Source organism: Clavibacter sp. CT19, assembly GCF_027858075.1.
GTDB lineage: Bacteria > Actinomycetota > Actinomycetes > Actinomycetales > Microbacteriaceae > Clavibacter > Clavibacter tessellarius_A.
Window position 1 is genome coordinate 161014 of the sequence record NZ_JAQHYR010000005.1, and the last position, 23586, is coordinate 184599.

A 23586-nucleotide genomic window follows, 5' to 3' on the forward strand; every position below is an offset into this window, starting at 1 on the left:
GGCGGTGTTCGCGTGATCGCGGTGATCGGGGCATCCGGCGCCGTGGGGCGGCCCGCGGTGCTCGCCCTCCGCGCCCTGTCCGAGGAGCCGCTCCGGCTCGGCGGACGCCGCGCCGCGCCGCTGCGCGCGCTCGCCGAGGAGGCGGGCGGCGCGGTCGAGGCCGTGACCGTCGACCTGATGGACGACCACGCGCTCGCCCGCTTCTGCCGCGGGGCCGACGTGGTGGTGCACTGCGCCGCCCCGGCCTTCGCGTTCTGCGACCGGATCGCGGCCGCCGCGCTCGAGGCGGGCGCCGACTACGTGGACGTCTGCGGGGAGGAGCCCGTGCGCGCGGGCCTCGTCGCGCGCGGCCTCGCCGACGCCGCCGTCCGCGACGGCCGCCGGGCGGTCGTGTCGACGGGCGTGGTCCCGGGCCTCTCCGGCCTCCTGCCGCGGCTCGCCGCCGAAGGTCTGCGCGGTCCGCTGCGGCTGCGCGGCTGGGTGGGCGGCATCGAGGCGTGCTCGCCGGGGGTCGCGCTCGACGTGCCGCTGTCGCTCGCGGCCGGCGGGCCCGGATCCACCGCGTACGGCACGCCGCTCGCCGCCTGGTCCGGCGGCCGGCGGGTCGAGCGCGCGCTCCGCGCCGAGGAGGACGCGACGGCGCCCTTCTTCCCGGGCCGGGTCGCGCTGCAGCCGTACCTCTCCGCCGAGACCGAGCGGATCGCGCGCGGGCGCGGCTTCGCGGAGGCCGCGTGGTGGAACGTGCACCCGGGCCCCGCCGTGCGCGACGCCCTCAACCGCCTGCCCGCGCTGCTCGCGGGCGCGGACGGCGCGGCGGCTGCCGCCGACGCGCTCATCCGCGCGGGCGACCTCGACCTGCTCGGCACCCGGCCCTTCCATGTGCTCGCCGTCTCCGTCCGCGGCACGGACGCCGACGGCGCTCCCGTCGAGCGCGCGATCGTGCTGCACAGCGACGACAGCTACGTGCTCGCGGGCCACCTCGCGGCCATCACCGTGCGGGAGATCCGCGCGGGTGCCGTGCCGCCGGGCGTCGGGTTCGCGCACGACGTGCTGGATCCGCAGCGCGTCCTCGACCTCGTCGCCGCGTCGGGCGCGAGCACCGTCACCCGCATCGACGACGCCGGCGACGCGGGCGAGATGGTGGAGGAGGACCTGTGACGGGCGGCGCCGACGACCGCCCGCTGCGGATCGTCGTGTGCGGCACGGGCTTCGGCCGCATCCACCTCCGTGCCGTCGGGGCCGTGCCCGGGCTCCGGCTCGCCGGGATCCTCGCCCGCGGCGGCGAGGCGTCCCGCGCCCTCGCGGCGGCGCACGGCGTGCCGCTCTACACCGACGTCGCCGATCTGCCCGCCGACGTCGACGTGGCCTCGGTCGCCGTCGGATCCGCCGTGCAGGGCGGGCCCGGGACCGACCTGGTGCTCGCGCTCCTCGCCCGCGGGATCCACGTGCTGCAGGAGCACCCGGCGCACCCCGACGAGATCACCGCCGCCGCCCGCGCGGCCCGGAAGGCCGGCGTGCGCTACCGCCTCACGACCCACTACCGGCACGTGCGCGCGACGCGCGGCTTCCTCGCGTCGGCCGCCCGGCTGCGCGCGCGGAGCCCGATCGTGCACGTGGACGCCGCCGGCCCCGTGCACCTGCTGCAGCCGCTGGTCGACGTCCTCGGCCTGGCGGTCGGCGGGCTCCGGCCGTGGGCGTTCGCGGATCCGGTCGAGCGCCCGCGCGAGCTGACCGCGCTGGAGGCCCGGCCGTCGCCGCTCACCGCGATCGAGGGCGTGGTCGGCGGCGTGCCGCTCTCGCTGCGGATCCACGACGAGCTGCACCCCGCCGATCGCGACAACCACGCGCTGCTCTGGCCGCGGATCGCGCTCGCCTCGGAGGCCGGGGTGCTGACGCTGGCGGACGTGCACGGGCCCGTGACCTGGAGCCCGGCCCTGTTCACCCGGCGCGACGCGGCCGGCCGGCTCGACCTCGACGGGGATCCCGCCCGGCGCTCCCTGCCGCGGCTCGCCTCCTGGCCGGACGCGCCCGCCCCGACCACGGGCGACCTGTTCGACGACGTCTGGCCGGAGGCGGTCGCGCACGCGCTCGGGCTGCTCGTGGCGGAGATCCGCGCGGGCGACGGCGACGCCCTCCGCGCGGCGCAGGCGGACATCACCATGGCGCGCGCCTGGGTGGACCTCACGCGCCGCCTCGGCCCGCCGCGGAGCATCCGCCCGGGCGAGCCGCCGCGCGTGACGGCGGAGGCGATCCTGCCGGCGGCGGATCCGCGACCGGCGGGCGCGGTGGGCGGGCCCGACGCGTCCGGCGCCTCCGCCGATCCGGGCCAGGGCGATGCGGGCTCGGCCGATCCGGCACCCGCCGACCCCTACGGCCCCGCCGCCGAGCTCTTCGACCTCGCCGCCGCCGCGCACGCGGAGCTGACGGCCGCCGCCGTCTGCCGCCTGCTCGAGGGCCGCGACCTGTCGCGGGCGCCCGTGCTCGACATCGGCGCGGGGACGGGCGTCGTGATCCGGGCCGTCGCGCGCGCCCATCCCGAGGCGCGCGTGGTGGCCGCCGAGCCGTCCGAGCCGCTGCGGGCCGTGCTGACCGCGCGGATCCTCGACGCCCCCGGCCTGCAGGAGCGCGTGACCGTCACCGCCGGATCCGCCCCCGACCTCGACCTGCCCGACCGCCTCTCCGCGGTGCTGCTCTGCGGCGTGCTCGGCCACCTCGATCGCGGTCAGCGCGCACGGCTCTTCGAGCGCATCGCCGCGCGGCTCCTGCCGGACGGGATCGTCGTCGTCGAGACGATGGGCCTCGAGGCCGAGGCGCGCGTGCCCGAGTCGCGGCTGGCCCGCACGCGCGTGGGCGACGACGAGCTCGAGTGGTGGTTCCGGTCGGATCCCGCGCCCGACGGCCTGCTCGCCCTGCGCACGCGCTGGCGGAGCGTCGAGCCGGGCGGCCGCGCGCGCGAGGTGCACGACGCCTACTCGTGGGATCCGGTGGGCCTCGAGGAGCTCGCCCGCGAGGCCGGCATGGACCTCGTGCGCCTGCCCGCCGCGGCCGACGCCTCCCTGCCGCTGGCCGCGTTCGTCCCGCGGCGCGCGGATCCGCCCGCCGGGTGACGCGTCCCTCCCCATCCGATACCGCTCTTATCGCGGATCGTTCTCAACAAGGGCTACGCTCCTCCCGACCGCCGACCCGCGCGCACGAGCATCCGCACGACCGCCCACCCGCATCCGCACCCGCACCCGCACCCGAGCACGAGGAGCCCGCCGTGATCGACACCCCACGCATCGAGGACGCCTGGCTGCGGCGCATCCAGGCGGCGCCCGCGCCCCGCATCCGCCTCGTCTGCCTGCCGCACGCCGGCGGCGCGGCGTCCGCCTACCGCGGGTGGGCGCCGTTCGTGCCGCGGGGCGTCGAGCTCCTCGGGGTGCAGTACCCGGGCCGCGGCGATCGCTACGGCGATCCCGTCAGCCCCGACCTCGACGCGCTCGCCGCCGACGTCGCGACGGCCGTCGGCGCGCTGTCGGACCGCCTGCCGGTCGTGCTGTTCGGGCACAGCATGGGCGCCCTGGTCGCCTACGAGACCGCGCGCCTCCTCGCGGCCGCGGGCCGCCCCGCCGTCCGGCTCGTCGTGTCGGGACGCCGCGCGCCGACCGAGCGGTGGGGCGGCACCCTGCACCGGCAGGACGACGCCGTGCTGCTCGCCGACCTCGTGCGGCAGGGCGGCACCGCGCCGGAGATCCTGGCCGACGACGACATGCGCCGCACCGTGCTCGCCTGCCTGCGCGACGACTACCGGCTGGTCGAGACGCACCGCACCCGCCCCGGCCCGGGGCCCGGCTGCCCGGTGAGCGTGTTCAGCGGCGACGCGGATCCGGAGCTCCGGCCCGCGGAGGCCGAGGCGTGGCACCGGCTCGTCGGCGACGCGGATGCCGGATCCGACGGGGACGCGCGCCCCGACGGGGACGCGCGCCTCCGGGTGTTCCGCGGCGGTCACTTCTACCTGGCGGAGCGGCCCGCGGAGGTGGTGGAGGCGATCGTCTCCCTGCTGGATCCGGCGCTCGCCTTCCCCGCCGACGCGGAGGCGATGTTCCCGTGACGCTCGACCTCCAGGACTACTCCCCCGGCGCGGAGTTCTACGACCTCGTGGCCCGGCGCCACACGGGGGCGATGGCGGGCGTGCTCGCCGAGGCGCTGGCGGGCGCCTCGGCGAGCGGGGCCGACGCGGGCCGCGGCCCCGGCGCGGGCCGCGGCCCCGGCGCGGATCCCGACCCCGGCACGATCGTGGAGCTCGGCGCGGGCACCGGCCGGGTCACGCGCCTGCTGGCCGACCTCGTGCCCGGCGCGCCGATCCTCGCCGCCGAGCCCTCCCCCGTCATGCGCGCCGTGCTGCGGAGCCGCGTGCACGAGGATCCGGCCCTCCGCCACCGCGTGACCATCCGCCCCGAGACGGCGCAGGAGGTCGCGCTGCCCGACCGGATCCGGGCGGTCGTGCTCATCGGCGTCGCCGGGCACCTCGGGAGCGACGACCGCGCCGACCTCTGGCGGCGCTGCCTCGAGCGGCTGGTGCCGGGCGGCGTGGTCGTCGTCGACCTGATGGGGACGAGCGCGCGCTCCCTCCCGCCGACGCGCCTGCTGCGCGAGCGCATCGGCATCCAGACGTACGAGTGGTGGACCACGGCCGAGCCCGGCCGCGACGGCGCCACGCGATTCACCACGCGCTGGCTCGTGCTCGACGGCGAGCGGACGGTGCGCGAGGTCCGAGGAGGATACGAATGGCACAGCCTGGACCCCGCGACGCTCGAACGGGAGGCGGGGCGGTCGTGGACCGTGCTGCGCGGCGGGGCCGAGGACGCGGCGACCGAGCTCGCGGTGCTGGGCCGATGACGGGGACGGAGGGCGCCCCGGGCCCGGCCGAGCAGCCCGCCACCGTGGCGGTCGCCGTCCGCGCGGTCCGCGTCCGGCTGGCGGCCGCCGTGCTCCTGCAGGCCGCGGCCTCCGCGAGCGGGCTCGCCGCCGTCGTCGCGGTCGCCGAGATCGGCCGGGCCGCCGTCGCCGACCCCGGCGGTCCCCCGGCATGGGGCGGGGTGGTCCTCGCGGCCGTCGCCGGCCTCGCGAGCCTCCTGCTCGGCGCGACCGCCGACACCCTCACCCATCTCGCCGACGCCGACCTCCAGCTCGACCTCCGACGCCGGATCGTCGCCCGGCTCGGCCGCGTGCCCCTGGCCTGGTTCGACGCGCACGACGCAGGCCGGGTGCGCCAGGCCGTGCAGCAGGACGTGGCGGCGCTGCACGCGCTCGTCGCGCACACCCTGCTCGACGTCACGCGCCTGGTCGTGGTCACCGTCGCGTCGGTCGTCTACCTCCTCGCCCTCGACGTGCCGCTCGCGCTCGTCTGCCTGCTGCCGCTCGTCGCCGGCGTGTTCCTCTTCGCGCGGGCGATGGCGGGCGCCATGTCGTCGATGGCCGAGTACGGGCGCGCGTCGGCCGAGATCGCGGGCAGCGTGGTGGAGTTCGCCGACGGGATCCAGGTGGTCCGCTCCTTCGGCCGGCCCGGCCGCGCGCACGCCCGCTACCTCCAGGCGGTCGACGCCTTCGCCGCGTTCTTCGGCGCCTGGGTCGCGCGCACCACCGCGGTCACCACGGCGTCGTGGCTGACCGTCTCGCCGATCGGCGTGCTCGCCCTCGTCGTGCCCGTGGGCGGGGCGATGGTCGCGGCCGGCGCGCTGCCCGCCGCGGACCTCGCGCCGTTCCTCCTCCTCGCGCCCGCGATGGCGGCGCCCGTCGGCGTCATCGGCCCGCGCGCGCAGGCCATCCGGGGCGCGGTCGACGCCGCGAAGGCCGTCGACGAGGTGCTGCGCGCGCCCGTCGAGCCGGAGGTCGCCGACCCGCGCGAACCCGACGCCCGCCACCGCGCCGGCCTCGTGCTCCGCGGCGTCGGCTTCACCTACGACGGCGAGCGGGACGCGCTCCGGGACGTCGACCTCGACCTGGAGCCGGGATCCGTGACCGCGGTCGTCGGCCCGTCCGGATCCGGCAAGTCCACCCTCGCGGCCCTCGTCGCCCGCCTGCGCCTGCCCACCCGCGGCACCCTCGAGCTCGGCGGCGTCGACGTGCGCGACGCGACCCCCGCGGCCTGGCACGCCCGGGTCGGCTGCGTGCTCCAGGACACCGTGCTGCTGCGCGACACGGCGCTCGAGAACCTCCGGCTGGGACGCCCGGACGCCTCGCTCGACGAGGTGCGCGCCGCCGCCCGGACGGCCCAGGTCGACGACGTCGTCGACGCCCTGCCGGACGGGTACTCGACCGTGCTGGATCCCCGCGGCGTCCTCTCCGGCGGCGAGGCCCAGCGCATCGCCCTCGCCCGCGCGCTCGTCGCCGACTGCCCGGTGCTCGTGCTCGACGAGCCGATGGCGCACGCCGATCCGAGCACGGCCGCCAGGATGCAGCGCGCCCTCACCGAGGCGACCCGCGGCCGGACCGTGCTGGTCGTCGCGCACCGGCTGGAGACGGTGGAGGACGCGGACCGCATCGTCGTGATGGACGCCGGCCGCATCGTGGAGCAGGGCACGCACGCGGAGCTCCTGGCGCTCGACGGCCTGTACGCGCGGCTCCGGCGCACGGGCGCGCTGGAACCGGCCCCGACCGCCACGACCCGCACGACCCGCACGACCGACACCGACCGGGAGGAGCGCTGATGGGCGCGATAGACGACATCCGCCGCACCCTCGGTCCCGCGGGCGAGCGGGAGCTGCGCCCGGTGGTGGCGCGCATGGCGGCGGCGTCCGTGCTGCACGGCGCGGCGGTGGTCGCCCTCGTGCCGGTGCTGGAGCGCCTGTTCGGGCCGGATCCGGCGTCCGCGTGGCCGTGGATCGCCCTCTTCCTGCTCCTCGCCGCCGCCCACCTCGCCGTGCAGGCGCGGGCGCAGTCGGCCGCGTTCGGCGCGGGCGTGCGGGCGGCGAACGCGCTGCACCACCGCATCGGCGACCACGTGGTGCGCCTCCCGCTCGCCTGGTTCGACGCCGCGCACCGCGCCGAGCTCACGGGTGCGGCGGGCGGCAGCGTGCTCGCGTCGATGGGCGTGCCGGCGTACCTGCTGCGGCCGCTCATCACCGCGACCGTCGTGCCCGCCGTGATCGCGGTCGCGCTCCTGGTGCTGGATCCCCCGCTCGGCGTCGCCCTGCTCGTGCTCGCCCCGGTGCTCGTGCTGGCCCTCCGCCTCGGCGGCCGGATCGTGGCGCGCGCCGACGCCGCGCGCGCCGCGGCCGACACGGAGATCGCCGAGCGCGTCGTGGAGTTCGCGCAGGCGCAGCACGTGCTGCGCGCGCACGGGCGCACGGGTCGTGACGCGGGACTCGTCGACGGGATCCTGGTGCGGCACCGCGCCGCGTCCCGGGCGCTCATCGGCCGCATCGTCGCGGGGCTGGTCGCGTTCGGCACGGTCATGCGCGCCGCGCTCGTCGTGGCGCTCGTGCTCGCGGTCGACCGCGTCGGCGGCGGCCCGGTCGACGCCGGCCGCACGGTCGCGACGCTCGTGCTCGTCTTCCACGCCGCCGACCTCGTCGGCCAGGCGGCGGAGCTGGCCGTCGGGGTGCGCGCCGCGCGCCGCGATCTCGGCGCCGTCCGCCGGATCCTCGACGCCGCCCCCATCCCGGAGCGCCCGCTGGGCACGACGCTCCGGCCCGTCGGCGCCGACGTGGAGCTCGACGGCGTCTCCTTCTCCTACCCGGGATCCGCGACCCCGGCCGTCGCGGGCGTCGACGCCGCCCTGCCCGCCGGCCGCATGATCGCGCTCGTCGGCCCGTCCGGATCCGGCAAGACGACGATCGCCCGGCTCCTCGCCCGCGCCGCCGACGTGACCGACGGCGCCGTGCGGATCGGCGGGGTCGACGTGCGCGACATGGCGCTCGCCGACGTGGCCGCGTCCGTGTCCACCGTCTTCCAGGACGTGCACCTGCTCGCCGGCACGCTCGGCGACAACGTGCGCCTCGCGGATCCGGACGCGGACGACGCCGCCGTCACCGACGCGCTCCGCCGCGCCGGCCTGCCGCTCGGCGCCGGGCTCGACCTCGACACGCCCGTGGGCGAGGGCGGCCGGCAGCTGTCGGGCGGCCAGCGCCAGCGCGTGTCCATCGCCCGGGTGCTCATCGCGGACACGCCCGTGGTCGTGCTCGACGAGGCCACGGCGGCGCTCGACGCGGAGAGCGCCGCGGCCGTGGGCGAGGCGATCCGGCTCCTGCGCGGGCGCCGGACCCTGCTCGTGATCGCGCACCGGCTCGACACGATCCGCAGCGCCGACGAGATCCTCGTGCTCGACGGCGGCCGCCTCGTGCAGCGCGGCACGCACGACGCGCTCGCCGCCGAGCCGGGCGTCTACGCGCGGTTCCTCGCCGATCTCGAGGCGGCCGACGGCTGGCGGGTGCGGGCCCAGTACTCGTAGCGCGACGCGGGCTGGAAGCCGAGCCCGTCGTAGAGGGCGAGCGCGCCGTCGTTCTCGGCCACGACCTGCAGCCAGAGGTCGGTGATCCCCCGCTCGACGCCCGCGCCGACCACAGCTCCCATGGCCGCCCGCGACAGGCCGCGCCGCCGGGCCTCGGGGCGCGTCGCGACGGCGAACAGCCCGCCCCAGCGGCCGACGAGCGCGAGGCGCGCGGTGGCGAGCACGCGGTCGCCGTCGCGCACGGCGGCGTACACGGCCGGGCCGCGCGCGAGGATCCCGCGGGCGACGGCGAGCTCGGCGGTTCCGCCGCGCCCGTCGACGCTCCACCACGCGTCGAGCCAGGCGTCGTCGGGCGCGTCCGCGACCGTGAGCGCGAGCGCGAGCGCGAGCGCCGGATCCGCACCTCCCGCCTCCGCCAGCCGCGCCACCACCGCGCCGGCGTCGGCGACCTGCACGAGCGTCCGCGCCTCGGCGACGTAGCCGCGGGCGGTGAGCCGGGCGGCGAGGTCGGCGGGCTCCGACGCGGGCGACACCTGCACGCACGGGTCGATCCCGTGGCGGTCCGCGAACGCCTCGACCGCGTCGAGGGCAGCGTCCGTGTCGTCGACCGGGCCGGCCGGGAGCACGGAGTTCGCGCGCTTCGTCACGCCGCCCGCGGCGCGCAGGATCCAGCCGCCGTGCCGCTCGCGGTGCTCCGCTGGCCAGCCGCGGTCGGCGAGGTCGTCGAGGAGGGCGGCCGCGGCGCGCGCGTCCATGGCGCGCAGGGCCGCGGCGGATGCGGCGCCGAGGGCGTCGCCGCCCCGGGCGCCGCCCTCCGCGCTCACGCCAGGTCCCCCGCGTCCGCCGGCGCGCGCGACACCTCGTCGTCCGCATCCGCCGCCCGCAGCACGCGCAGCGCGTTGCCGCCCGCGAGCGCCCGCAGGTCTCCGTCCGACCAGCCCCGCTCGGCGAGCGCCGCGATCAGCGCCGGGTAGCACGACACGTCCTCGAGCCCGTCGGGAGTGCGGTCGATGCCGTCGTAGTCGCCGCCGAGGCCCACGTGCCGGGGTCCGGCGACCTCGCGGATCCGCTCCACGTGCCGCACGACGTCGGCGAGCGTCGCGCGCGGCCGCTCCCCCGGGCGGCGCGCGGCGACGGCCTGCACGCCCTCGTGGTCGCGCGGATCCACGCCCTCGGCCACGGCGAGCGCCAGCGTCTCGTCGTGCCACGCCGCCACCCGCGGCGACACGAACTGCGGGACGAAGGTCGCCATGCAGACACCGTCGTTCGCGGGGAGCGCGGCGAGCACATCGTCCGGCACGTTCCGCGGCACGTCGCACTCGGCGCGCGCCCCGGAGTGCGTGAACAGCACGGGACGGCGAGCGATCCGCAGCGCGTGCCGCATCACGTCGGCCGACACGTGCGAGAGGTCGACGATCATGCCGATCCGCTCCATCTCGGCGACCACGCGCTCGCCGGCCGGGCTCAGCCCGTGCAGCACGGGCGCGTCGGTCGCGGAGTCGGCCCAGGGCACGTTCGCGTTGTGGGTGAGCGTCATGTAGCGGACGCCGAGCGCCCGCATCGCCCGCAGCACGCCGAGGGATCCGCCGATCGAGTGGCCGCCCTCCATGCCGAGGAGCGATGCGATCCGGCCGGACGCGACGACGCGCTCCACGTCGTCGGCTGTCACGGCGAGCGCGAGCCGGTCCGGGTGCGCGGCGACGAGCCGGCGCGCCACATCGATCTGCTCCAGCGTGGAGCGCACCGGATCCACGTCCGGCAGGTCCGGCACCCACACCGACCAGAACTGCGCCGCCATGCGGCCGCGGTCGAGGCGCGGCAGGTCGGTGTGCAGGCCGGGCACGGCGTCCTCCACCGCGAGCCGGGCGAGCACGTCGTCGCCGACGGACGCGCCCCGGCCGCCCTCCCGCACCGCGCGCTCGCGGAGCGCCCAGGCGAGGTCGTCGTGGCCGTCGACGATGCCCTGCGCGTCGAGGATCCGGCTCACCCGGTCGGCGAGGGCGGCGCGGTCGGCCGGAGCGGCGCCCTCGGCGAGGCCGGCGGGGGCGGGTGCGTCCGTCATCCGCGGATCAGCGCCCGGTGCCGTCGACCGCGAGCGGCTCGATGGCCGCCAGCTCGTCGTCGGTGAGCGCCGGGGCGCCGGCCGCGGCCACGTTCTGCTCCAGCTGCTCCACGCTCGACGCGCCGATGAGCGCGCTCGTGATCCCGGGGTGCCGCAGCACCCACGTGAGCGCGAGCTGCGCGAGCGTCTGCCCGCGCCCCTCCGCCACGGCCTGCAGGCCGCGCGCCCGCTCCAGGTAGACGGACGAGACGGCGGACTCGTCGAGGAACCCGCTGGTCGCGGCGCGCGAGTCGGAGGGGATGGATCCGGACAGGTACCGGTCCGTGAGCAGCCCCTGCGCGAGCGGCGAGAACACGATGCAGCCGGATCCGGCCTCCTCCAGCACGGGCAGCAGCCCGCCCTCGACGTGCCGGTTGAACATCGAGTAGCTCGGCTGGTGGATGGTCAGCGGTACCTTGTGCTCGGCGAGCGCCGCCACGGCGCGCTCGGTCTGCTCGGGCGAGTAGTTGCTGATGCCGGCGTAGAGCGCCTTGCCCTGGTGCACCGCGGTCGCGAGCGCGCCCATGGTCTCCTCGATGGGCGTCTCGGGATCCGGGCGGTGCGAGTAGAACACGTCGACGTAGTCGAGGCCCAGGCGCCCGAGGCTCTGGTCGAGCGACGCGAGCATCGACTTGCGGGAGCCCCACTCGCCGTAGGGGCCGTCCCACATGAGGTAGCCGGCCTTGGAGGAGATGACGATCTCGTCGCGGTACGGGCGGAGGTCCTCCGCGAGGATCCGGCCGAACGCGGTCTCGGCGCTGCCGGGGGGCGGGCCGTAGTTGTTGGCGAGGTCGAAGTGCGTGATGCCGAGGTCGAACGCGCGGCGCACGATGGCCCGCTGGGTGTCGATCGGGCGGGCGGTGCCGAAGTTGTGCCAGAGGCCGAGGGAGAGCTCGGGGAGCTTCAGGCCCGAGCGGCCGGAGCGGCGGTACGGCATGGACGAGTAGCGATCGGGATGAGCGACGTAGGTCATCCGCCGAGCGTACCGAGGGAGGCCGCCGCACCCGCCCGCCGCGACCGCCCCGACCGCCCCGCGCGGCCCGGGCGGCCCGGGCGGCCGTCGCGCGGGGCGGACCCTCCACCCCCTGTCCGCTGGCGACAAGCCCCTAGGCGACCGGCGGGCGATGGCCTTCACTGAGACGGTGCACACCATCCACTACGCCGACGGCCGCTACCTGACGGGCGACGACATCGCCAGCGCCGTGGTGGAGTGCGCGCAGGCGCTCGCTCGGGAGGGCACCGCCGCCGCGACCGTCGAGGTGCCCGTGCGGCTGCCCGAGGGCGGGGTGGGCACGATCGAGATCCTCATCGGGCCGGCCAGCCAGATCGTGGTGGAGCCCGCGGGCTCGTCCGACGACGAGCTGCGCGACACCGACGCCGTGGAGCGGATCCGCGCCCGCACCGTCCGCGCCCGCCAGTCGCAGTCGGGCACGAGCGTCAGCGCCGACCGGCAGGACGGCACGGCCGTCCCGGGGCTCGAGGACCTGGACTAGGCGCACGCGTCGGCAGCCGCGGCGGCACCGGCGCCGGCAGCCGCACGAGCGCGGGAGGATGGATCCGTCCCCACCCGCACCGACGCGAGGAGCCCCATGTCCGACACCGCCGTCCCCTCCGCCCTCCTGCACCTCCGGGCGTCCGGCGTCTCGCTGGTCCTCGACCTCGTCGACGGCCGCCTCCCCGCCGTCGTGCACTGGGGCGCGGACCTCGGCGAGACGACCGCGGCCGACCTCGAGACCCTGGTGCTCGCGTCCGTCGAGCCGATCGTGGGCAGCATCGCGGACACGCCCGTGCGGCTGTCGATCCTGCCCGAGGCGCACACGTCGTGGATGGGCAAGCCCGGCCTCGAGGGGCACCGCGACGGCGCCGACTGGTCGCCGATGTTCCGCGTCACGGCCGCGACGGTCGTCGGCTCGCCGCTGCCGTCGGGCGTCGACGGCCGGCCCGGATCCGCGTCCGCCGGCCCCGCGCTCGTGCACGTCGACGCGGTCGACGACGCCGCGGGACTCGCGCTCGCGATCGACGTCGAGCTGCTGCCCTCCGGCCTCGTGCGGATGCGCGCCGAGGTCCGCAACCTGCGCGACGGCCTCTACTCCGTCGGCGCCCTCCAGCTCGCGCTGCCGCTCCCGGCCGAGGCCCGCGAGATCCTCGACTTCGCCGGACGCTGGGGCCTCGAGCGCACGCCGCAGCGCCGGGAGCTGGTGGTGGGGATCCACGAGCGCGAGGGCCGCAAGGGCCGCACCGGCCCCGACGCCGCGACCCTCCTCTCCGTCGGCACGCCCGGCTTCGGCTTCCGCCACGGCGACGTGCGCGGCGTCCACGTCGCGTTCAGCGGCAACCACCGCCACTACGCCGAGCGCCTCTCCACCGGCCGCCAGGTGATCGGCGGCGGCGAGCTGCTCCTGCCCGGCGAGGTGCGCCTCGCCCGCGACGAGTCCTACGCGAGCCCGTGGGTCTACGCCGCGTACGGGCACGGCCTCGACGATCAGGCCGCCCGCTTCCACCGCTTCCTTCGCGCCCGGGACTCCCACCCGCGCCGCGACCGGCCCATGACGATCAACGTGTGGGAGGCCGTCTACTTCGACCACGACCTCGCGCGCCTGCAGGACCTCGCGGATCGCGCCGCCGCGCTCGGCGTCGAGCGCTACGTGCTCGACGACGGCTGGTTCCGCCACCGCCGCGACGACCACGCCGGGCTCGGTGACTGGTACGTCGACGAGGCCGTGTGGCCCGACGGGCTCGACCCGATCATCGACCACGTCACGGGCCTCGGCATGGAGTTCGGCCTCTGGTTCGAGCCCGAGATGGTGAACGAGGACTCCGACCTGGCCAGGGCGCACCCCGAGTGGATCATGGCCACCGGCGGCCGCCTCCCCCGCCGGGCCCGCGACCAGCAGGTGCTCGACCTCGTGATCCCCGAGGCGTACGCGTACGTGCTCGAGCGGATGACGGCGATCCTCACCGCCCACGACATCGCCTACGTCAAGTGGGACCACAACCGCGACCTCGTCGACGCCGGGGTCCACCCGCGCGGCGAGGCGGGCGTGCACCGGCAGACGCTCGCGGCGTACCGCCTCATGGACGAGCTGCGGGCGCGCTTCCCCGGCCTCGAGATCGAGGCGTGCGCGTCCGGCGGGGCCCGCGTCGACCTCGGCGTGCTCGAGCGCACCGACCGCGTGTGGGTCTCCGACTGCATCGACCCGCTCGACCGCCAGCAGATGATGCGCTGGACCATGCAGCTCCTCCCGCCGGAGCTCCTGGGCTCGCACATCGCCTCGGGCGTGAGCCACACCACCGGCCGTGCGCACCGCCTCGCGTTCCGCGCGGGCTCGGCGCTGCACGGCCACCTCGGCATCGAGTGGGACCTCGCGCAGGCCACCGACGAGGAGAACGCCGACCTCGCGGCGTGGATCGCCCTCTACAAGGAGGAGCGCGCGCTGATGCACACGGGCACGGTCGTCCGCGCGGACGAGAGCGACCCGACGCTGCTGGTCCACGGCGCCGTGGCGCTGGACGCCGCTTCCGCGCTGTTCTTCCTCGCGTCGATCGGCCGCTCCGAGGTCTCCCCGCGCGGCCGCTTCCTGCTGCCGGGCCTCGATCCCGACCGCCGCTACCGCGTGGAGCCCGTGCGCGTCGGCACCCCCGAGCCCGGCTTCACGGCCCCGGCCTGGTGGGACGGCGTCGAGCTGACCGGCCGCGCGCTGGCCGCATCGGGCCTGCACGCGCCGGCGATGCTGCCCGAGTCGATCGCGATCCTGCGGGTGACGGCGGTCTGAGCCGCGAGGACGTCAGGCGCTCGGCGCCTGCTCCCCCGGCTCGTCGCTCCACGCGCGGCCGACCGTGAGGCCCTCGCCGTCGGGCGCGAGGTCGACCCGCACGGCGTCGCCGTCGCGGATGTCGCCCGCGAGCAGCTCGCGCGCGAGGCGGTCGTCGATCTCGCGCTGCATCAGCCGGCGGAGCGGGCGCGCGCCGTACAGCGGGTCGTGGCCGCGCTCGGCGAGCCAGCGGCGGGCATCCGGGGTGACGCCGAGCGTGAGCCGGCGCTCCGACAGCCGCACGCCGAGGCGGTCGATGTAGAGCTCCACGATCTGGCCGAGGTCCTCCAGCGACAGCGTCTGGAACACCACGATGTCGTCGAGCCGGTTCACGAACTCCGGCTTGAACGTCTGGCGCACGAGCTGCTGCACGGCCTGCTCGCGCTGGTCGAGCGGCAGCGACGTGTCGCTGATGAACTGCGAGCCGAGGTTGCTGGTGAGCACGAGGATCACGTTGCGGAAGTCGACCGTGCGCCCCTGGCCGTCGGTGAGCCGGCCGTCGTCGAGCACCTGCAGCAGCACGTCGAACACCTCGGGGTGCGCCTTCTCGACCTCGTCGAGCAGCACCACGGAGTACGGGCGGCGGCGCACGGCCTCGGTGAGCTGGCCGCCCTGCTCGTAGCCGACGTACCCGGGGGGCGCGCCCACCAGCCGCGAGACGGCGAACTTCTCGCCGTACTCGCTCATGTCGATGCGGACCATGGCCTTCTCGTCGTCGAACAGGAACTCGGCGAGCGCCTTCGCCAGCTCCGTCTTGCCGACGCCCGTGGGCCCGAGGAACAGGAAGGACCCGGTGGGCCGGCCCGGGTCGGAGATGCCGGCGCGCGTGCGGCGCACCGCATCCGCGACCGCCCGCACGGCCGGCTTCTGGCCGATGAGCCGCTTGCCGAGCTCCTGCTCGAGGTGCAGCAGCTTCTCGGTCTCGCCCTGGAGCAGCCGGCCGACGGGGATCCCCGTCCAGGCCGCCACGACCGCCGCGATGTCCTCGGCGGTCACCTGCTCGTTCACGAGCCGGTCCTCCGCCGACGGCACCGACTCGGCGGCCTCCGCCTGCGCGACCTCGCGCTCGATCACCGGGATCTCGCCGTAGAGCAGGCGCGACGCCTTCTCCAGGTTCCCCTCGCGCTGGGCCCGCTCGGCGCGGATCCGCAGCTCGTTCAGCTCGTCCTTCAGCTTGCCGACGCGGTTGACGCTCGCGCGCTCCGCCTCCCACCGCCGCTGCAGGTCGCCGAGGGACGCCTCGCGCACGGCGATGTCCTCGCGGAGCTTCTCCAGCCGCGCCTTCGACGCCTCGTCCTTCTCGCGCTTCAGCGCCAGCTCCTCGAGCTTCATGCGGTCGACCGCGCGCCGCAGCTCGTCGATCTCGACGGGCGACGAGTCGATCTCCATCCGGAGCCTGGACGCGGACTCGTCGATGAGGTCGATGGCCTTGTCGGGCAGCTGGCGGGCCGGGATGTAGCGGTTCGAGAGCGACGCCGCCGCGACGAGGGCCGCATCCGTGATGGGCACCTGGTGGTGCGCCTCGTACCGGCCCTTGAGCCCGCGGAGGATCGCGACGGTGTCCTCGACGCTCGGCTCGCCGACGTACACCTGCTGGAACCGGCGCTCGAGGGCCGCGTCCTTCTCGATGTACTGGCGGTACTCGTCGAGCGTGGTGGCGCCGATGAGGCGGAGCTCGCCGCGCGCGAGCATGGGCTTCAGCATGTTGGACGCGGCGACGGATCCCTCGCCGCCGCCCGCGCCCATGAGCGTGTGCAGCTCGTCGACGAACGTGATGACCTCGCCGTCGGCGTCGTCGATCTCCTTGAGCACGGCCTTCAGCCGCTCCTCGAACTCGCCGCGGTACTTGGCGCCCGCGACGAGCGCCGCGAGATCCAGCGAGACGAGCTGCTTGCCCTTGAGCGAGTCGGCCACGTCGCCCGCGACGATGCGCTGCGCGAGGCCCTCCACCACGGCGGTCTTGCCGACGCCGGGCTCGCCGATGAGCACCGGGTTGTTCTTGGTGCGCCGCGTGAGCACCTGGCTGATGCGCCGGATCTCCGCGTCGCGTCCGATGACCGGGTCGAGCTTGCCGCTCTTCGCGATCTCGGTCAGGTTCACCCCGTACTGCTCGAGCGCGGTCTTCGCGTTCTCGTCGGTGACGGGTGCGCCCTGCATGTTGGCCACTGCGTTCCCTTCGGTCGTACTTGAGTCGTGCTGACTCAAGTTTACTTCGGGAGCGGACCCAGCGCCAGCGGACGGCGGTCACTCCCCCAGGCGCAGGGACCCCACGACCTCGGCGACGCGCGCCCGGGCGTCGGGCCCGAGGCCGCGGACGGGTCGCGGGAGCGGGTCGTCGCCGACGAGGCCGAGCTGCGCGGCGATCGCGGAGATCACGCGGTAGCTGCCGTGCGCGGCGAAGAGGTCCCACACCGGGCGCAGCCGATCCGACTCCGCGCGCGCCGCCGCGTGATCGCCCGCCCGCACGGCGCGCGTGATCGCCGACACCGGGCCGGGAAGCGTGCCGCCGACGGCGGAGTACCAGGCGTCGCAGCCCGCGATCAGGCCGGCCGCGCCGAGCGCGTCGCCGGACACGCCCACGGTGACCGAGCCGGGGATCCGATCCCGGATGGCTCGCACATGCGCGGCCGCCGCCGCGGGGTCGGCCGGGACGCCGGGGATCTTGATCGAGGCGACGTGCGGGAGCCGGGCGATGGCCGCGTAGAGATCGAGCGTGAACCGCACGTGCGTGGTGCCCGGGTTGTCGTAGACGACGAGCGGCACGGACAGGTCCGCGGTGACGTCCTCGTAGAGGCCGAGCACCTCGTCGTCCGTGAGCGCCTGGTACGTCACGGGCGCCAGCAGCACCGCGGCGGCACCCGCCTGCTGCGCATCCTCGGCGAGGGCCAGGACGTCGGACGTGCGCAGCGCCCCGATGCCGACGATCACGGGCACCTGATCCGCGTGCAGGACGGCGGCGGCCGCGACCCGCCGGCGCTCGTCGCGGTCGAGGTACATGTAGGACCCCGTCGACCCGAGCGCGGCGATGGAGTCGACGCCGGCGGCGACCAGCCGCTCCACCAGGCCCGCGAAGGCGGCCTCGTCGACGGCGCCGTCGCGCAGCGGGGTGAGGGGGAAGGCGCTGTGACCCGTGAGCATGGCGTGTCCGATCGGTCGACGACGGGGGATCCCGCCACGGTAGCGCCGCGTGCGGGACGGCCGAGCCCGGGGTCGCGCTCAGGCCGCGGCGGTGCGGGTGATGCTGGCGCCGGGCGCGGCAGCATGCGCGACGGCGACCGCGGCGGCGACGTCCTCCGTCACCATGTCGGCGTTCGCCATCGCGCCCGCCATGGTGCCCGCGGCCATGGCGACGGGCACGTTCGCGGATCCGCTCGACGCGTTGCCGGCGATGAGCAGGCCGGGCACGCTCGTGCGGCCCATCGGATCCGCCGCCACGAACGGACCCCAGGGCGTCTCCTCGGTCGCGGCGCCGAGCGCGCGGGCGAACCCGTCGCGGGGCGCGACGCCGGGCATCGCGAAGAGCGAGTCGAGCGGGAGGACCCGGCCGTCGGCGAGCTCGACGCCCTCGAGCGCGCCGCGCTCGCCGAGCACGCGCGTGACGACCGCCTCCTCGATGCGGATCCCGCGGGCGTCGAGCCCGGCGCGCGTCGCGGCGTCGATCTCGAGCGGCCGGCCGTCCGCCGTCCCGCCCGCGACGAGGAAGGTGATGTCGGCCGACCACTGGCGCAGCATCTGCACGTGGTGGAGGCTGCCGGGCCCGGTCGCGAGCACGCCGATGCGTCGGTCGCGCACCTCCCAGCCGTCGCAGTAGGGGCACACGACGACGCCCGCGCCCCAGTGCGCGGCGAGGCCGGGCACCTCGGGCAGGACGTCGGCGAGGCCGGTCGCGAGGATCACGCGGCGGGCGCGCACCTCGGCGCCGCTGTCGAGGCTCACGCGGAAGCGCGGGCCGGCGGGATCCTCGATCGCCGCGATCCCCTCGACCCGCCCGTCGAGCACGACGCCGCCGTAGCCCTCGATCTCGCGGCGCCCCTCCGCGAGGAGCTGCCGCGGCGGCTTCCCGTCGTGGCCGAGCACGCCGTGCATGTGCGCGGCGACCGCGTTGCGCGGCTGGCCCGCGTCCACGACGAGCACGCTCCGGCGGGCCCGCGCGAGCATGAGCGCCGCGCTCGATCCCGCGGCGCCGCCGCCGACGACCACCGCGTCCCACTCGTGCCGGCCGTCGATCCCTCGTGTGATGTCCATGGATCGAGCCTCGCGGACCCGGGCGCTCGGCGCACGGCTCCTTGCGGGATCAGCAAGGCGGAGCCGCCTGTCGCGGCCGCCGACCTCAGCGCAGGAGCGCCTCGATGCGCCGCAGCACGTCGTCGGGCGACGGCAGCGCGCGCATCTCCGCGGCGACGGCCGCGGCGGCCGCGCGCGGGGTCGGATCCGCGAGCATCGCCCGGATCCGCGCCGCGATCTCGTCCGGCGTCGCGCGCGCGTCGAGCATCGCGCCCGCCCCGAGCTCCCGCACCCGCTCGCCGTTGGGGAGCTGGTCGGCGCCCAGCGGCAGCACGAGCAGGGGCACGCCGTGCGCGAGCGACTGCGTCATGGTGCCGGATCCGCCGTGCGACACGACGAGGTCGGCCATGTCGAGCACGCCGTCATGCGGCACGTACCGCTCGAGCCGCACGTTCTCGCCCGACACCGCGAACCCGGCCGGGTCGATGTCGGGCCCGGTCGTGACCAGCGCGCGCACGGGCAGCGACTCGAGGGCCTGGATGATCCGCGGCAGCAGGTCGCCCGACGCCCTGTTGAAGATCGTGCCGAGGGTCGCGTAGACGCGGTGCTCCTCCTCGCCCGCCGCGAACCAGGCCACGGCGGGATGGTCGCGGTCCGGCCGCGGGGCCTCCGGGCCCATCCGGGTGACGGGCGAGCGGCGCTCGCGGACGCGGCGGAACGACGCGGGGAACGGGATCACGGCGAGCTGCCCGTCGATCACGCGCAGCTCGGGGTCGGGCGCCAGTCCGACCTCCGCACGGAAGCCCTGCATGGGCTCGCGGAGCTGCTCGATCCACCCCTCGGGCGCGGTCGCGAACACCTCGACCACGACGCACGGGATGCCGACGCGCTCGGCCGCGACCATGGCGCCGAAGTCCTGCCCGTCGCAGACGACGACGTCGGCCGGCCAGGCGGACGCGATCCCCGAGACGGCGTCCCGCGCCTCCCGGCCGGTGGGCCCGAGGAAGTACGGCGCCACGTTCCGCAGCACCCCGGACGCGGCGACGGGCGTCAGGACGCCGGTGCCGTCCTCCCGCCAGCTCGGCTGCGCGGTCGACGGCATGGTCGACACCTCGCGCGGGTGGAGGTGGTCGAAGCCGGTCTCGTCGAGCACGACGGACCGCGCTCCGCAGAGGGCCGTCTCGTGGCCCGCCGCCGCGGCCGCGTGCGCGAGGGGCATCAGCGGCCCGAGGTGGCCCCGGCCGCGCGCGAACGAGAAGAGGATGCGCGCGGGGCGGCGGGATCGGGTCGCGGTCGTCGTCATGCGGTCGGGCTCCTCCGGGTCGGCCGATGCCGGTTCGGACCCGACGGGGATCGGGAGTCGGGGCGGGCCGCGGGGATCCGGCGCGGACCGCATGGCGTGCCGGCAGCGGGAACGAGGATCGTGGCACGCCGTCGCCCGCCCGCGGCGACCGTGCCCACAGACGGGTCCGCGTCGCGTGCGCATCCGCCTGCGCACCCGCGGACCTGCGCACCCGCGCACCCGCGGACGCCGGACGCGCGAGGGGCGCGGAGCATCCGCCCCGCGCCCCGCGACGCCCCTGCGGATCAGCCCGCGGCGACCGCCATCTCGTTCGGCGTGACGTCGAGGGTCGTGCTCGAGCGCACCTCGCCCGTCGTGAGGTCCACCGCGTGCACCTCCTGCGCGGCCGGCTCCGTGACGTACCCGATGCCGTCGGCGACGACGATCGCGGGGTGCGGGTCCTGCCACTCGACCGGGCTCTCCCATGCGTCCATGACGGGGAAGGAGCCGGTCAGCTCGCCGGTCGCGGGGTCGAGCACGTGGATCGCGCCGTCCGAGCCCATGATGTAGGCCATGTCGTCCGGGCCGCGCGCGACGTCGCGGAACGTGTAGCCGACGCCCTCCGGCAGGTCGACGAGGCGGAGGGTCCCCGCCTCGGTGTCGATCAGGGTCACGGCCTCGAGCAGGTAGCCCTCGGCGTCGCGGTCGGACTTGTAGTCGCCGACGATGATCGGGCTGGTCTCGCTCACGTAGGCGTTGCCCATGCGGCCGTACGGCTGGTCGGGCGCGGTGAGCTTGGTGATCTCGCCGTCGTCGTAGACGAGCGCGCCGTCCTCGCAGCCGAACACCACGACCTCGCCGGCCGCGGTGCCCTCGCCGTGGACGCCGGGGCACTGGTCGCTCTGCGCGACGACCGCGCCGGACGCGTCGCGGACCTCGATGCCGTTCCGGCCGTCCGCGTTCCCGACGGTGGTGAGGAACGTGCCGTCCTCGAGCACGATCGAGACGCCGTGGTGCGCCTCGACGCCCGCGATCGTCTCGGTCTCGGGCATGCCGTCCGTGGTGGCGAGGGCCGCGGTGTCGAAGACCGTCGTGTCGCTCGTGCCGTCGGCGTAGAGGATCGTCTTGCCCGCGTGCCGGACGACGTGGCCGGGGGTGTCGGCCGCGAAGACCGTGTCCGTCAGCTCGGGCTCGTCGCCGGTGCCGGCCGCGGTGTCGAGCACCTGGAAGCCCTCGCTCATGGTGACCATGACGTGCCGGTCGTCGCCCGCGGGATTGAGGCGGGTGAACTCCTCGGAGGCGAGGTCGGCGACGGTCTCGAGCGTCTCGCCGTCGAGGACGAGGATGCCGCCCTCGTACGCGACGGCGAGGCGGGGGCCGGCTGCCTGACCGGATCCGGCCGCGGCGCCGGAGGACGGGGAGCCCTCCGGGGCGGGGGTGGAGCAGGCCGCGAGCGTCGCGGCGAGACCCAGGGTGACGGCGGCGATGCCGGTCCGTCGGAGTCGGGGGGTGCGCATGGTGGTTCCTTCTGTGTGGGAGGGATCGCGGGCGCTCAGGGGGAGAGCCCGGTGGCGATGCGCTGCGTGTTCACGCGCATCATGGCGAGGTAGTCGGGGGCGCCGCCCTCGGGTCCCGTGAGGGACTCCGTGAACAGCTCGACCACCTCCACGCGGATGTCGGCCTCGCTCGCGAGCGCCTGCACGAGGCGGTCGGGTTGCGAGGACTCCGCGAAGATCGTGGGGACGCCGGTCTGCTCGACCGCGTCGACCAGGTCGGCGAGGTCGCTGGCGGAGGGCGCGGCGAGGGTGGTGCCGCCGGGGATCACGGCGCCGACGACCTCGAAGCCGAAGCGGTCGGCGAGGTACCCGAAGACGTGGTGGTTGGTGACGAGGGCGCGGCGCTCGGCCGGGATCGCGCCGAACGCGGCCGTCATCTCGGCATCGAGCGCCTCCAGCTCGCCGCGGTAGGCGGCGGCCTGGCCGGCGACCACGTCCGGATCCACGCCCTCGATCCCGGCGACCACGGGCTCCAGCGCGTCGACGACGTCGACCATGCGGGCGGGATCCGTCCAGAAGTGCGAGTCGGGCATGCCCTCCGCGTCGCCCTCGGCGTAGTCGAGCACCTCGATGGCATCGCCCGCGACGAAGCTCGGCACGTCGGCGTCGGACGCCGCGTCGAGGTGCTGCTGCAGCCCCTCCTCGAGGCCGAGGCCGTTGGAGACGACGAGGTCGGCCGAGCGGAGGCGGGCGGCCTCCTGCGCGGAGATCTCGAAGGAGTGCGGATCCGCGTCCGGCTTCATCAGCGTCACGACCCCGGCCTCGTCGCCCACGAGCTCCTCGACGACGTCGCCGAGGATGTTGGTGGAGACGTAGACGGTCGGGCGATCGTCGCCCGCGGTCGCGCAGCCGGTGAGGGCGAGGGCGGTCGCGGCGGAGGCGGCTGCCGCCGCGAGGGCGGCGGGCAGGCGCCGGGCACGCGCGCTCATCGGCCCGTCTCCGCGGTGAAGGCGGGCTCCGCCTGCGTGTCGAATGTGCGCGAGACACGGGCGCCGTCCGCGAAGTCGATCTCGTGCAGCCGCCGCTCGACCGGGCCCGCGAGGTAGGCGCGCTGCTGGTCGGCGACGAGGGTCGGGATCCGCCCGGCCGCCAGCGAGTCGGCGACGAGCGGGCCGGTGTCGGCGATCACGGCGCCGTCGGCCCCGGACAGCACGAGCACGCGGCCGTCGCGGGTGAGGGCGAGCAGGTGCTCGTCGGTGTCGTCGACCGCGGTCACGTGCACGAGCGGAGACGGCGCCGGGAGCAGCCGCCAGGAGCGCTCGCGGGTGTCGAGCAGCCAGATCCCCTGGTCCCCGGCGAGGGCGGCGACCGTCGGCCGGCCCTCGCGGTTGTCGAACGACGTGGCGGCGGGGGCCGTCGTGCCGTCGGGGTACGGGATCCGCTCGACGGTCAGCTCCTCGCCGTCCACGCTCGCGAGCAGGGCGCCGTCGGAGCAGCCGATCACGGCGCCGACGCGCGTCGTGATGGTGCCGGCCGCGTCCGGGCACGCCTCGACGAGGCCCGTGCGCGCGCCGTCGGCCGTGTATCCGGCCACCGTCGCGTCGGCGCCCCGGCCCTCGGTGACGAGCGCGAGGGACCCGACGGGCACGACCATGCCGGGGCCGGGCTCGCCGTCGAGGCGGAACCGCTCCTCCACCTCGCCCTTCGCGAGCGCCTCGGTGTCGAGCAGCACGGCCTCGCCCGATTCGGGGAAGAAGAGGCCCGTGCCGCCCGTGGTGGAGAGGTTGGTGGTCGCGACCGTCGCGGTGCCGGCACCCTCGACCGTGCCCAGGAGGCGCGGATCCGCCCGGTAGTAGTGGAAGTGGTCCACGTGGTCCCAGGTCCAGACGCCGCTGTCGACGATCTCGACGCCCGCGTCGGTCTGCGCGAAGAGGTACCGGCCGTCGGTGTCCATCGCGGCGGGGGCGCCGACGCTGCCGAGCTCGGCGACCGATCCGTCGAGGAGGTCGAGGTGCGTGACGGCGCCGGCCGGGTCGATGGACGTGAGGCCGAGGCGGGGCTCCGACAGCTCGGCGGCACCGGAGACGGCGCCGTGCCCCTCCCCCTGGTCGTCGGCGGTCGGATCCGCGGTCGGCGCCGCGGCGGGCGCGGTCGAGCAGGCGGTGAGGGCGAGCGCGAGGCCGGCCAGGAGTGCGGGAGCGGTGGTGCGGGGGCGCACGGGGTCCTCTCGGTGGGGTGGA

The 23586-nt window shown here is 76.4% G+C and carries 18 protein-coding genes; 8 read left to right on the top strand and 10 right to left on the bottom strand.

The annotated features are described in order from the left end of the window. Nucleotides 1–21: 21 nt before the first annotated feature. From PED38_RS07870 to PED38_RS07895, 6 genes are all read left to right on the top strand, one after another. Nucleotides 22–1158, top strand: a complete 1137-nt coding sequence (locus PED38_RS07870; protein ID WP_270980712.1) for a saccharopine dehydrogenase NADP-binding domain-containing protein — start codon at nt 22–24, stop codon at nt 1156–1158. After that, the gene (locus PED38_RS07875) at nt 1155–3107 is read left to right on the top strand and encodes a Gfo/Idh/MocA family oxidoreductase (RefSeq protein ID WP_270980713.1); all 1953 of its coding nucleotides are present in this window, start codon (nt 1155–1157) and stop codon (nt 3105–3107) included. The genes PED38_RS07870 and PED38_RS07875 overlap by 4 nt, the downstream gene beginning before the upstream one ends. A 152-nt stretch (nt 3108–3259) precedes the next feature. Further along, nucleotides 3260–4090, top strand: a complete 831-nt coding sequence (locus tag PED38_RS07880; protein ID WP_270980714.1) for a thioesterase II family protein — start codon at nt 3260–3262, stop codon at nt 4088–4090. After that, the gene (locus PED38_RS07885; RefSeq protein ID WP_270980716.1) at nt 4087–4878 is read left to right on the top strand and encodes a class I SAM-dependent methyltransferase; all 792 of its coding nucleotides are present in this window, start codon (nt 4087–4089) and stop codon (nt 4876–4878) included. Before PED38_RS07880 ends, PED38_RS07885 begins: the two co-directional genes overlap by 4 nt. Beyond that, nucleotides 4875–6689, top strand: coding sequence for an ABC transporter ATP-binding protein (locus tag PED38_RS07890; protein ID WP_270980717.1), 1815 nt, complete (start codon nt 4875–4877; stop codon nt 6687–6689). The genes PED38_RS07885 and PED38_RS07890 overlap by 4 nt, the downstream gene beginning before the upstream one ends. Continuing rightward, nucleotides 6689–8431: an ABC transporter ATP-binding protein gene (locus PED38_RS07895; protein WP_270980719.1), complete on the top strand. Its 1743-nt coding sequence runs from the start codon at nt 6689–6691 to the stop codon at nt 8429–8431. The genes PED38_RS07890 and PED38_RS07895 overlap by 1 nt, the downstream gene beginning before the upstream one ends. Here PED38_RS07895 and PED38_RS07900 read toward each other — a convergent pair. From PED38_RS07900 to PED38_RS07910, 3 genes are read right to left on the bottom strand one after another with little or no spacing between them, the layout of a single operon-like run. Beyond that, the gene (locus tag PED38_RS07900) at nt 8365–9255 is read right to left on the bottom strand and encodes a GNAT family N-acetyltransferase (protein ID WP_270980721.1); all 891 of its coding nucleotides are present in this window, start codon (nt 9253–9255) and stop codon (nt 8365–8367) included. The two genes, PED38_RS07895 and PED38_RS07900, sit on opposite strands and share 67 nt — an antisense overlap. Further along, complete coding sequence (locus PED38_RS07905; RefSeq protein WP_270980722.1) at nt 9252–10493, bottom strand: dipeptidase; 1242 nt, start codon at nt 10491–10493, stop codon at nt 9252–9254. The genes PED38_RS07900 and PED38_RS07905 overlap by 4 nt, the downstream gene beginning before the upstream one ends. A gap of 7 nt (nt 10494–10500) precedes the next feature. Then, nucleotides 10501–11505, bottom strand: coding sequence for an aldo/keto reductase (locus tag PED38_RS07910; protein ID WP_270980723.1), 1005 nt, complete (start codon nt 11503–11505; stop codon nt 10501–10503). 151 nt (nt 11506–11656) lie between these two features. On the opposite strand from PED38_RS07910, the gene PED38_RS07915 reads away from it, so the two are divergent. Both PED38_RS07915 and PED38_RS07920 read left to right on the top strand, forming a co-directional pair. Then, entirely contained in the window at nt 11657–12025 is a 369-nt protein-coding gene (locus PED38_RS07915; RefSeq protein WP_270980724.1) for a hypothetical protein, read from the top strand. Nucleotides 12026–12121: 96 nt separating this feature from the next. After that, nucleotides 12122–14305, top strand: coding sequence for an alpha-galactosidase (locus tag PED38_RS07920; protein ID WP_270980725.1), 2184 nt, complete (start codon nt 12122–12124; stop codon nt 14303–14305). Between the two features lie 12 nt (nt 14306–14317). Here the strand turns inward: PED38_RS07920 and PED38_RS07925 are convergent, their stop codons facing one another. The 7 genes from PED38_RS07925 to PED38_RS07955 all read right to left on the bottom strand — a co-directional run bounded on the left by PED38_RS07925 (nt 14318) and on the right by PED38_RS07955 (nt 23564). Continuing rightward, nucleotides 14318–16510: an ATP-dependent Clp protease ATP-binding subunit gene (locus PED38_RS07925; RefSeq protein ID WP_270980727.1), complete on the bottom strand. Its 2193-nt coding sequence runs from the start codon at nt 16508–16510 to the stop codon at nt 14318–14320. Between the two features lie 78 nt (nt 16511–16588). Continuing rightward, nucleotides 16589–17482, bottom strand: coding sequence for a dihydrodipicolinate synthase family protein (locus tag PED38_RS07930; protein ID WP_270980728.1), 894 nt, complete (start codon nt 17480–17482; stop codon nt 16589–16591). A gap of 78 nt (nt 17483–17560) precedes the next feature. Beyond that, nucleotides 17561–18589, bottom strand: a complete 1029-nt coding sequence (locus tag PED38_RS07935) for an NAD(P)/FAD-dependent oxidoreductase (RefSeq protein WP_270980730.1) — start codon at nt 18587–18589, stop codon at nt 17561–17563. Between the two features lie 85 nt (nt 18590–18674). Then, nucleotides 18675–19871 (bottom strand): glycosyltransferase, encoded by a 1197-nt coding sequence (locus PED38_RS07940; protein ID WP_270980731.1) that lies wholly within the window; start codon nt 19869–19871, stop codon nt 18675–18677. A gap of 284 nt (nt 19872–20155) precedes the next feature. Beyond that, on the bottom strand, nt 20156–21367 hold the full coding sequence (gene aztD, locus PED38_RS07945; RefSeq protein WP_270980732.1) for a zinc metallochaperone AztD: 1212 nt from the start codon (nt 21365–21367) through the stop codon (nt 20156–20158). A 35-nt stretch (nt 21368–21402) separates the two neighbouring features. After that, nucleotides 21403–22335, bottom strand: a complete 933-nt coding sequence (aztC, locus tag PED38_RS07950) for a zinc ABC transporter substrate-binding protein AztC (protein WP_270980734.1) — start codon at nt 22333–22335, stop codon at nt 21403–21405. After that, on the bottom strand, nt 22332–23564 hold the full coding sequence (locus tag PED38_RS07955) for an ABC transporter (RefSeq protein WP_270980736.1): 1233 nt from the start codon (nt 23562–23564) through the stop codon (nt 22332–22334). The genes aztC and PED38_RS07955 overlap by 4 nt, the downstream gene beginning before the upstream one ends. Between the last annotated feature and the right edge of the window lie 22 nt (nt 23565–23586).

What these genes read in the sequence shown, in the direction of transcription:
- PED38_RS07895 (WP_270980719.1), top strand. Translation starts at nt 6,689, where the DNA reads ATGGGCGCGATAGACGACATCCGCCGCACCCTCGGTCCCGCGGGCGAG.
- PED38_RS07915 (WP_270980724.1), top strand. Translation starts at nt 11,657, where the DNA reads ATGGCCTTCACTGAGACGGTGCACACCATCCACTACGCCGACGGCCGC.
- aztD (WP_270980732.1), bottom strand. Translation starts at nt 21,367, where the DNA reads ATGCGCACCCCCCGACTCCGACGGACCGGCATCGCCGCCGTCACCCTG.
- PED38_RS07940 (WP_270980731.1), bottom strand. Translation starts at nt 19,871, where the DNA reads ATGACGACGACCGCGACCCGATCCCGCCGCCCCGCGCGCATCCTCTTC.
- PED38_RS07890 (WP_270980717.1), top strand. Translation starts at nt 4,875, where the DNA reads ATGACGGGGACGGAGGGCGCCCCGGGCCCGGCCGAGCAGCCCGCCACC.
- aztC (WP_270980734.1), bottom strand. Translation starts at nt 22,335, where the DNA reads ATGAGCGCGCGTGCCCGGCGCCTGCCCGCCGCCCTCGCGGCGGCAGCC.
- PED38_RS07905 (WP_270980722.1), bottom strand. Translation starts at nt 10,493, where the DNA reads ATGACGGACGCACCCGCCCCCGCCGGCCTCGCCGAGGGCGCCGCTCCG.
- PED38_RS07930 (WP_270980728.1), bottom strand. Translation starts at nt 17,482, where the DNA reads ATGCTCACGGGTCACAGCGCCTTCCCCCTCACCCCGCTGCGCGACGGC.
- PED38_RS07935 (WP_270980730.1), bottom strand. Translation starts at nt 18,589, where the DNA reads ATGGACATCACACGAGGGATCGACGGCCGGCACGAGTGGGACGCGGTG.
- PED38_RS07920 (WP_270980725.1), top strand. Translation starts at nt 12,122, where the DNA reads ATGTCCGACACCGCCGTCCCCTCCGCCCTCCTGCACCTCCGGGCGTCC.
- PED38_RS07910 (WP_270980723.1), bottom strand. Translation starts at nt 11,505, where the DNA reads ATGACCTACGTCGCTCATCCCGATCGCTACTCGTCCATGCCGTACCGC.